7 protein-coding genes and 2 pseudogenes are annotated in these 6,210 nt (G+C 58.3%); 3 read left to right on the plus strand and 6 right to left on the minus strand.

Features of this window, described 5'->3' with window-relative positions; translation table 11 throughout:
* Positions 1-19: 19 nt before the first annotated feature.
* From G568_RS19190 to G568_RS0116320, 3 genes and pseudogenes are all read right to left on the minus strand, one after another.
* A pseudogene (locus G568_RS19190) lies at positions 20-491 on the minus strand (DUF2271 domain-containing protein).
* 368 nt (positions 492-859) lie between these two features.
* Entirely contained in the window at positions 860-1,480 is a 621-nt protein-coding gene (locus G568_RS19195) for a cytochrome b/b6 domain-containing protein (protein ID WP_037374341.1), read from the minus strand.
* Positions 1,477-1,968 (minus strand): PepSY domain-containing protein, encoded by a 492-nt coding sequence (locus tag G568_RS0116320; protein ID WP_310702344.1) that lies wholly within the window; start codon positions 1,966-1,968, stop codon positions 1,477-1,479. The genes G568_RS19195 and G568_RS0116320 overlap by 4 nt, the downstream gene beginning before the upstream one ends.
* A 42-nt stretch (positions 1,969-2,010) precedes the next feature.
* Between G568_RS0116320 and G568_RS0116325 the strand changes: the two genes are divergently transcribed.
* From G568_RS0116325 to G568_RS19200, 3 genes are all read left to right on the plus strand, one after another.
* Positions 2,011-2,667 (plus strand): response regulator transcription factor, encoded by a 657-nt coding sequence (locus G568_RS0116325; RefSeq protein ID WP_026759009.1) that lies wholly within the window; start codon positions 2,011-2,013, stop codon positions 2,665-2,667.
* The gene (locus tag G568_RS0116330) at positions 2,667-4,004 is read left to right on the plus strand and encodes an ATP-binding protein (protein ID WP_026759010.1); all 1,338 of its coding nucleotides are present in this window, start codon (positions 2,667-2,669) and stop codon (positions 4,002-4,004) included. The genes G568_RS0116325 and G568_RS0116330 overlap by 1 nt, the downstream gene beginning before the upstream one ends.
* 95 nt (positions 4,005-4,099) lie before the next feature.
* Complete coding sequence (locus G568_RS19200) at positions 4,100-4,978, plus strand: IS1595 family transposase (protein WP_037374342.1); 879 nt, start codon at positions 4,100-4,102, stop codon at positions 4,976-4,978.
* Between the two features lie 96 nt (positions 4,979-5,074).
* Here G568_RS19200 and G568_RS0116340 read toward each other — a convergent pair whose 3' ends face one another.
* From G568_RS0116340 to G568_RS0116350, 3 genes and pseudogenes are all read right to left on the minus strand, one after another.
* Positions 5,075-5,566, minus strand: coding sequence for a hypothetical protein (locus G568_RS0116340; protein ID WP_157084439.1), 492 nt, complete (start codon positions 5,564-5,566; stop codon positions 5,075-5,077).
* The gene (locus tag G568_RS20340) at positions 5,550-5,852 is read right to left on the minus strand and encodes a hypothetical protein (RefSeq protein ID WP_169576969.1); all 303 of its coding nucleotides are present in this window, start codon (positions 5,850-5,852) and stop codon (positions 5,550-5,552) included. Before G568_RS20340 ends, G568_RS0116340 begins: the two co-directional genes overlap by 17 nt.
* Before the next feature lie 83 nt (positions 5,853-5,935).
* Positions 5,936-6,210 (minus strand): annotated as a pseudogene (locus tag G568_RS0116350) (IS5/IS1182 family transposase); the annotation flags it as partial.

Below are 6,210 nucleotides of genomic sequence, written 5' to 3' on the forward strand. Positions count from 1 at the left end.
CGGGCTCCTTTCGCACGGATCACATGTCGTAGATGAAATTCGCGATGTAGCGACGTCCGCGCGTGGCCTGACCGATGCCCTCGCGGGTCAGTGGCACCACTATTTCAGATGGGCTTTCGCGCATGTCTTCGACAGCCGCGTCGATATGCAATCGGTAGCCCGCATCGAACAACGCCTCATTGAGGTTCAGAGAAACGGTAAGGCTTTGACCTGCACCAACGCTGGCGCCGGTGATTCCGTTGATTTCCTGGGGGTTCCCCGCTGTGGCGCGATACCAGTCGCGCATATGCTCATAATATTTCGATTTGCCCCCCCGCCATCCAGAGACTGCCCACATAGGCGCCCTGTGCGTCGGTGACGTAAAACGCCAGGTAGGCCCCATCACCACCGTAATTGTTCATTTTCGTGGTCAGCGTAACCGGCTTGGCCATAGCGATACCCGGCAAGGTGAGCGCGGTGGTGATGACCAGAGCGGACATTAGCGATTTCATGGTTTCTCTCCCGAGGCTCGAATTGTTTCGAGGGAAGGAGTAGATTCGCCACCTGAGCGTTCACTGACACTCGCAGCGCATATTCGTCAGAGAGCTGTCAGGTTTTTCGCGACAGGCGAAAAAATGCCGTACTGGACGGCGTTTGATAACATCGGCATGGTCCAACCCAACCCGGCGGCCGGGCACCGCGCGGCTCCCGGGCCGTTCGCCCGATGTCCACTCAAGGACTACCGTACCAGCCTGATCCGTCGTGCCTGACGGTTGTCCATATTAAAAAGTGCCCCGCCGCACCTGGAGCAGTACAGCGGGGCGCGCGCGGCCCGTGGGGGTGAATACAACACCGCGCGATTCGTATATTTCTTGTGCCGTCAGGCCACATCACCCGGCTCAGCAGGGCGCTTGAGCCCGGTAACCATGGCACGCGCCAGGTTTTCGCGGTGTCGCACCGATGCCAGCGCAACACCCGCGACGTGCAGCACCACCAAAACCAGCATCAGGTTGGCCAGCACCTCGTGAAGCTCCCCGATCGCCCCTTCCCCTTCTTCGCCGCGCTCTGCGTACTCGTCGTCTTCGTCTTCATCCGCATGAGCAGGCGCAATGATCGATGGCACCTCGGGCAGCATCGCGATGCGTGTTGGGTTCTCCAACAGCCAACCGGTAAAGGCGGTGGCCAACATGGTCAGTAACAGCGCAACGATCATCGCCGCACCGGCCGGATTGTGACCCAGGTAGCGCGCCTCGCGCCCCTTCACGACCTCCCGCAGGTAGGCCAGTGTCGCAGACGGCCCGCGCAGAAATTGCGAAAACCGCGCATAATGCGAGCCAACCAGTCCCCAAACAAGCCGCACGCCGATCAGGCCCGCCGCAATGTATCCGGCCCATTCGTGCACGAACGCGCTTTCTTCAGCGGTCAGCCACGCAACGGCGAAAACCACGACAAGGCTCCAATGAAAAAGCCGAACCAACGAATCCCAAACCCGAACCTTCAATTGCTCGCCCCCCCGGAATTGAACAGGCCATTATCCGGCGTATTCCCGACAGGGCCGGTGGTGACATCGCCGCGTTGCGTGCTCCGGTTATCGTCATCATCGTCATCATCGTCGCCGTCTTCGCGCTCGAACTCCCGCACTTGTAGTGTCTGGGGGTCTACCTTGACTTCAATCCGGTGGCCTTGTGCATCGCGGCCCTTGATCTCGTAGCAGCCGTCATCAACCTTGATGCGCTGTACGGTCCAGCCCTGTTGCTCGGCCAATTGGTGAATCGCGTTGCGTGGCTGCCAATCGGCCATGGCAACATTGCAATCGTCGTCGTCCGCCCATGCTGCGCCGGAAAGCGCCAGGCAGGCACATGCCATCATGAGGGAATATCTCATTGCTTCAACTCCTGGAAACAGGTCATTGTGGCCTTGATATGCGACTTTTCTGACCATGGGCTGAAGCCGCGCCGCCGCGTGCTTAAGCGCGCCGTCAGTTTTCATCACGAAAAGGCCGGCTCAGAGAATGAACGAGGGGGCGCCTGGATGCGCGTGTTGCTGATCGAAGATGATACCGTTCTGGGCAGCGCCGTACGCGATCAAATCGCGGCCGATGGTCATTCGGTGGATTGGGTGACCCGTCTGGACGAGGCGGACGACTACCTTGCCGTCGCCAGGTATGACCTCATACTGTTGGATCTGATGCTACCTGATGGGCGCGGGCAGCCGTTTTTGCGCAGGTTGCGCGCCCAAGGCGTCAAGACGCCGGTTATCATCCTGACGGCACTGGATCAGATCAGTGACCGCATTGATGGGCTGAACGCGGGCGCCGACGACTACATGGTCAAGCCCTTTGACCTGAGCGAGTTGTCGGCGCGGCTTAACGCGGTGGCGCGGCGTTATAGCGGCAATCCGAACCCGGTTATCCGTCTCGGCGAACTCGAAGTCGACCTTGCCGCGCGGTCTGTGCATCGAAACGGGCAGGCGACCGCGTTGACCGCGCGCGAATGGGTGCTGCTTGAGGCACTGATCCGACGGCCGGGGCAGATCCTGTCGAAGGCCCAACTCGAAGAAAGACTGTATTCCTTCGATGTCGAGATCGAAAGCAACACGATCGAGGTGCATGTCAGCCGCCTGCGCAAGAAACTGGGCCGCGATGCCATCAAGACCGTGCGCGGCATGGGGTACAGGGTAGACGCGTGATGCAAGCGCCTGCATCCCTCCAAGGGCGGCTGGCCCTGATCCTCGGGATCGGTATTACATTGCTGTGGGGTGTGGCGGCACTTTCCACCGCGCAGGTCCTGCAGCACGAGATCGAAGAAGTATTTGACTCCGCGCTCGAGGAAACGGCGCAGCGCATATTGCCACTGGCGGTGATCGACATCATCGGGCGCTCTGCCACCGACACCGTCCAACGTGTTGCCCCATTGCGCCCGCATGAAGAGTATTTCACATACTTGGTAAGGGATGAGCAGGGCAGGGTGCTCATACGCTCTCATGGTGCTAACGCCGATGACTTCCCCCCGTATAATGGCATGGGGTTCGATCGCACCGACACGCATCGCCTCTACAGCGATGCCGCCGTGCAAGGCACGATCACGATCACCGTCGCCGAACCGCTCAGCCATCGAAAAGAGGCGCTGCACGAATCCCTCACGGCGATGGTGTGGCCGATCTTGCTTCTGCTACCCCTGAGCATCGTGGGCGTGTTCACGGTCGTGCGATATAGCCTCAGACCGCTGCGCGACCTGCGAGATGCGCTAGCCACGCGCGGGGCGGGGGACCTGTCCCCGGTGGAGGGGGGCGGCCTACCTGATGAGATCCGGCCGGTCGCCTCGACCATCAATCAGTTGATGGATAAACTCAAACGCGCCCTGGAGGCCGAGCAGTCCTTTGCCGCCGATGCCGCGCATGAGCTGCGCACCCCAGTCGCCGCGGCCCTCGCACAGGTTCAGCGGTTGCGCGCGCATAATTCAGACCCCCGAACCGAAGCGCACGCCGCAGATGTCGAATCCGCGCTCAAGCGCCTCAAAAGGCTTTCGGAGAAGCTGCTGCAACTTTCGCGCGTCGAAGCCGGACGCATGCGCGGGGAAACCGCAACCGACGTGCGATCAGTCATCGAGATGGTCACCTCCGATTTTCGCGCGCCGGAAAAGGGCACACGGCTCACGCTTGATTTACCGGGCACGCCGATCCTGTCGGACATTGATAACGACGCATTGGCGATCACGCTGCGCAATCTTCTTGATAACGCCATCCGCCACGGGTCCGGGGGCCAACCGATTGAGGTATGGCTGGGCGAAGACGGGGCACTGCATGTGCGCAACGACTGTGCGCCGATCGACGCAAGCCAGTTGCAAGAGCTGCCAACACGTTTTCAACGGGGACAAACGATGTCGGACGGCAGTGGTGTCGGCCTGTCGATCGTAAGCAGCATTGCCGATCGCGTAGGCACACGGTTCGAGGTGCGATCACCGGCAGACGGTAGGGCGCGCGGATTCGAGGCAGTCTTTCAAATCCCGCTACGACAGGATGCCTAGATCCGTATTAATAAAATACGCATAATAAGTATTATGTTAAATAATGGGGGGTGTATCCCCTTGACATACGGTAGGCCAAAACCTATCTATACTGTATGAAACAGACAAACGTTCGCCAATTCTTTCAACAGTTCCCGAATGACGACGCATGCCTTGAGCATTTGTTCAACGTTCGCTTCGGTCAGGGCCACGTTTGCCCCAAATGTGAGCGCGCCGCTAAGTGGTATCGCCTGCAATCAGAGCAAGCCTATTCGTGCCAATGGTGCGGCCACCACATTCACCCGATGGTCGGCAGCATCTTTGAGAAAAGCCGGACGCCCCTGCAGCTGTGGTTCTATGCGATCTTTCTGTTCACCACGTCAAAGCACGGCGTGAGCGGCAAAGAATTGCAGCGCCAGCTTGGCGTTACCTACAAGACTGCATGGCGCATGGCGCGGCTTATCCGCGATCACATGGCCGCTGTGGACGGTGAAACGCCAATCGGCGGCGAAGGTAAGGTTGTCGAGGTTGATGAAACCTTTGTCGGCGGTGTCACAACTGGCATGGACTGGCGTTCGCGCAAGACCGTTGTCATGGGCATGATCGAACGCGGTGGCGATGCCATGCTCAAAGTTGTTCCTGACCAAACGCGCGGCTCATTGCTGCCCGTTATCCGCTCCGGCGTTGCTCGCGGCACAGAAATCCATACCGACGAACTCCGCGCCTACAACAAGGCCATTCCGGTTGACCATTACACCCACAAGACGGTGAACCACGGGAAAGGCGAATACGCCACGCCCTGCGGCACAAGCACCAACCAGATTGAAAGCTTCTTCAACCACCTAAAGAAGTCGATTTCCGGCACCCACACCAGCGTTTCGCCAAAGTATCTAGAGGCTTATGTGAAAGAGTTTGAGTATCGGTTCAATCGTCGGATGCGTCCCGAGACGATGCTTTCGGAGTTGCTTTCCCGCTTCCCCGAACTGGACGCTTGATCGTTTCATCAAGTTTATCAAGGTCGCCTTCTGGGTCGGACTCGTGCTCCTCCACGAAGCCCTCCAAGTTCCCCTTTTGCCTCGCGTCTTTAAGGTTCACGACGTTTGCCCTCTTTGCTTTCCCCGCATTCTACTGCTACTCGCCCCCACCATCATAAAAAATATCAAAACAACACGGGCAACACTTATAAGGGCGCACGTTGATGCGCCGACCCACAACGCACCAATGGCAAGCGACAGCCCGTTGGCTATGTCGCCCATGCCAACCACCATGTAGACAGATGTCCATATGGAAAGGATGACGCATGCAGCGATTGCTGTCGCGACATACCTATGAAAAAGACGGAATGTCTCTGTCTTGAAAATTCGGCCAAGAAAGCCTTCTGAGCGTGATAACGCAATAACATATATCGCAAAAAGCGACCCCGCCGAGAAGGTTGCAAGGTCAAATACCGGCCCAAACGCATTTGAAATGCGCTCTCCGTTTGCAAGCAATGTTGCGCTCCACTGGGGAAGGTAAACCCATGCAACGCCCGCGGCGACCACCGCGCTTGACATTGGTGCGAAACGCTCAACCATCCACAACATTTGGAGCTCCATACACCTCCTTTATATAGTCGAAGTGCCCATTGAAACAAGTGGTGACCCAACGTTGGCGCTTTCTGTAATGGTTATCTGGATCGCCTTCCGGAACCTCTATTTCGCTTCTCTCGCGCAGCAAGTCGTTGAGAAAGTTAATCGCCTCCGAGCCATCTTCGTCCGCTGACGTTGCGGAAAGTTTCCTCACATCCTCCGTCGCGCCAGGGCCGGTCGTAAAGTGCTTTATAACGCCGTCTATGGCATCCTTCGCCAGCGACCCCTTCCTGCGTCCCATTTTAACCTCAACGGTTATGACAGGTCCGTGACTCTGTTGCACAAATTGGTTGAAGGCCAGACGCCCCCTTTCCCCAGACAGACTCATCCTACGGGCTCAGTTATGGGTATGCCGAGCGCGGTATAGCCGTTCATGACGAGGATGCGGACTTGGACTTCCGCAACCTGACGATCGAAGTCCCGCGCCATGAGGCGCTGGCCCAGCATTTTCACGCAGTGCATTTTGGTCTCGACGCGGCTTCGGCGGTGGTATCCACTCCAGTTTCGCCAGATCGCGCGGCCGAGGTATTTCGAAGCTCGCAGGGCCTCGTTTCTGGCCATTGCACCCGCGGTGACGGTCTTCCACGGCTTGGCGTTTT

It is taken from the genome of Sediminimonas qiaohouensis DSM 21189, assembly GCF_000423645.1.
Taxonomy (GTDB): domain Bacteria; phylum Pseudomonadota; class Alphaproteobacteria; order Rhodobacterales; family Rhodobacteraceae; genus Sediminimonas; species Sediminimonas qiaohouensis.